The 2,914-nt window shown below is 74.1% G+C and carries 2 protein-coding genes; both read right to left on the bottom strand.

Going from position 1 to position 2,914, the window contains the following annotated elements:
* Positions 1-86: 86 nt before the first annotated feature.
* Entirely contained in the window at positions 87-2,123 is a 2,037-nt protein-coding gene (gene shc, locus SACHA_RS0111560) for a squalene--hopene cyclase (protein ID WP_019809861.1), read from the bottom strand.
* Positions 2,120-2,914 (bottom strand): polyprenyl synthetase family protein (locus SACHA_RS21700; RefSeq protein ID WP_019809860.1); only part of this gene is annotated, 795 nt, incomplete at its 5' end. The genes SACHA_RS21700 and shc, both read right to left, overlap by 4 nt.

Here is a 2,914-nt window from a genome sequence, read left to right as displayed (position 1 = left end):
TCCCGCCGCGGACGACGGGCAGCCCCGGCCGGGAGGTGCGCACGGCCGCCGCCTCCACGGCCAGGGCCGTGACGAGCACACCCCGCTCACCCGTCGTGCGCACGGCCGGTCACCTCCAGGTAGCGCCCGAGCGCGGTCAGCGGGAACACGATCCGGTAGAGGTGGTAGCTGATGTAGAAGTCGCCGGGGAAGCCGGTGCCGGTGTACTGCGGTTCGTCCCAGCCACCGTCGGGGCGTTGGTTCCGGACGAGCCAGGCGACCCCGCGGCGGGTCACCGGGCCGTACTCCCCCGCCGCGAGCAACGCGAGCAGCGCCCACGCCGTCTGGGAGGGGGTGGAGGTCCCCCGCCCGACCCAGGCCGCATCCACATAGGACCGCAGATCCTCGCCCCAGCCGCCGTCCGGATTCTGGTGCGCGGTCAGCCAGTGCACGGCGCCCCGGACGGCGTCGTGGTCGCGCGGGATCCCGCACGCGACGAGCGCGGGAACGACGGCACCGGTGCCGTACAGGTGGTTGGCGCCCCACCGGCCGAACCAGGAGCCGTCCGCCTCCCGGTGGTCGAGCAGCCACCGCACGCCCCGGCGTGCCGCGGCGCACTCGGCCAGCCCCCGGGCGGCCAGCATCTCCACCACGTGCGCGGTGACGTCGGCCGAGGGCGGGTCGATCACCGCGCCGAAGTCGCAGAACGGCAGCTTCTCGCACAGTGTCCGCGTGTTGTCGGCGTCGAACGCGCCCCATCCGCCGTCGGCCGAGCGCATCCCGACCACCCACTCCGTGGCACGGTCGACGGTCCGGCGCACGCGTTCCGGCTCCGGATGCCGCACCCGGCGCAGGCCCAGCACCACCTCGGCGGTGTCGTCGATGTCCGGGTAGTGGTCGTTGGCGAACTCGAACGCCCAGCCGGACGGGGCCACGTCCGGCCTGCGGACCTGCCAGTCACCGCCCACCCGGATCTCCTCGTCGAGCAGCCAGTCCGCCGCGCGAACCAGGGCGGGATCGTCGGTGGGGGTGCCGGAGTCGAGCAGCGCGGTCACGGCCAGCGCGGTGTCCCACACCGGCGACTGGCAGGCCTCCAGCCTGCGGACGGGGCCGTCGTCGGTGTCCTCGCGGACCGTGAAGGCCTCCAGGCCGTCGAGCGCCTTGGCGAGCACCGGGTGCTCCACCGGGTAACCGCGCAGGTGCAGCGCGAGGATCGAGTACACCCACGGGGGCTGGATCCCGCCCCAGCCGCCGTCGGCCTCCTGCCGCCGCAGGATCCACTGTTCCGCCCGGGACAGCGCGTAGCCACGCAGCGGCTTCACCGGCGACCGTTCCAGCCGGTGGAGCACGCCGTCGAGCCCGTGGAACAGGCCCGCCCAGCTGAGCGGGGAGTCCGCCTCCCGTGCGGGCACCCCGGTGCGCAGTTCCCGGACGTCCACCCCGAGTTCCCGCTGGGGGCGGGCCGCGCACACGATCGTCAACGGCACCACCGTCTGCCGCGCCCAGCAGGCCCAGTCGTAGACGTTGAGGGGGAACCAGTCGGGCAGCAGCATCAGCTCCGGGGGCAGCACGGGCAACTCGTCCCAGGACCACTGCCCGAACAGTGCCAGCCAGATCCGGGTGAACACCCGGGTCGCCTCGATGCCGCCACTGTCCCGAATGTACTCCCGGGCGCGTCGCAGATGCGCGGCGTCGACCGGATCACCCGCCAGCCGCAACGCGGTGTAGGCCTCCACGGTGGTGGACAGGTCGGCGGGACCGTCGGGGAAGGTCGCCCACGTGCCGTCCGGCCGTTGCCGGGACCGGATCCCGCGGGCGGTCCGCTCGGTGAGGGTGCGGTCGTCGATGCCGAGGAACCGCCGCAGCAGCAGGTCCTCGGCCTCCATCGTGACGTTCGTGGCGAGCTCGCCCTTCCACCAGCCCTGTTCGTGCTGGGCGGCGAGCAGGTGGTCACGGGCACGGTCGACGGCCCCGGCCACCTCCGCACCCACGGCGACACCGGCGGGATCGACACCGACCGTGTCCGTCGGGTGTGCGCCGTCGGCACCGTCGGCAGCGTCGGGGTGGTCGGGTCCGGCGGTGCCGCCGGGGCGGGTGGCCCGGTCGACGCGGGCGCTCGGGCGGTCGGGCAGGACATCGGTCATCGGTCACGCTCCACGACGAACTGGGTGAGTCCGGACAGAGCCGCGTGGATCGCCGGGGGGACGTCGACCCGGTCCAGACACGACCGGGCGTGTTCGAGGTAGCGGTGCGCGCGCCGCCGCGTCCAGTCGACCGCCCCGGTCCGCTCGATCAGCGCGGCCATCGTGCGCAGGTCGTCCTCGGTCGGGGCACGGTCCTCGCGGTACCCGCGGGCGAGTGCGGCACCGTCGGCGGTGCCGGACTCCAGGGCCACGACGACGGGCACGGTCTTCTTGCGGGCACGTAGATCGGCCAGGACCGGTTTGCCGGTCACCTCAGGGGTGCCCCGGATGCCGAGCAGGTCGTCGATGAGCTGATACGCCATCCCCAGGTCGCGCCCGAACTCGGCCAGCGCCCGCACCGACCCGTCGGGGGCACCGCCGAGCACCGCCCCGAGGGCGGTGGCGCACCGCATGAGCGAGGCCGTTTTCCCGTCCGCCATCCGCAGGTACTCGTCCACGCCGACCTCGGTGCGGCGTTCGAACGCGATGTCGGCACTCTGCCCCGCGATCAGTCGCCGTACCGCGGTGGTCAGCTCGCCCGTCGCGGCCGGGTCGCCGGCCTCCTCCAGCACCTCGACGGCGAGGGTGAGCAGGGCGTCCCCCGCGAGGATGGCGGTGGGGGTGCCGAACAGCCGCCACACCGTCGGGCGGTGTCTGCGCTCGGTGTCCCCGTCCATCACGTCGTCGTGCAGCAGGGAGAAATTGTGCACCAGCTCCACGGCCACCGCGCCGGGGAGCGCCGCCTCGGGACG

This window comes from Saccharomonospora halophila 8 (genome assembly GCF_000383775.1).
Classification (GTDB): domain Bacteria; phylum Actinomycetota; class Actinomycetes; order Mycobacteriales; family Pseudonocardiaceae; genus Saccharomonospora; species Saccharomonospora halophila.
Note: the sequence above shows the minus strand (reverse complement) of the source record. Positions and strands in the feature narration are given on the sequence as shown.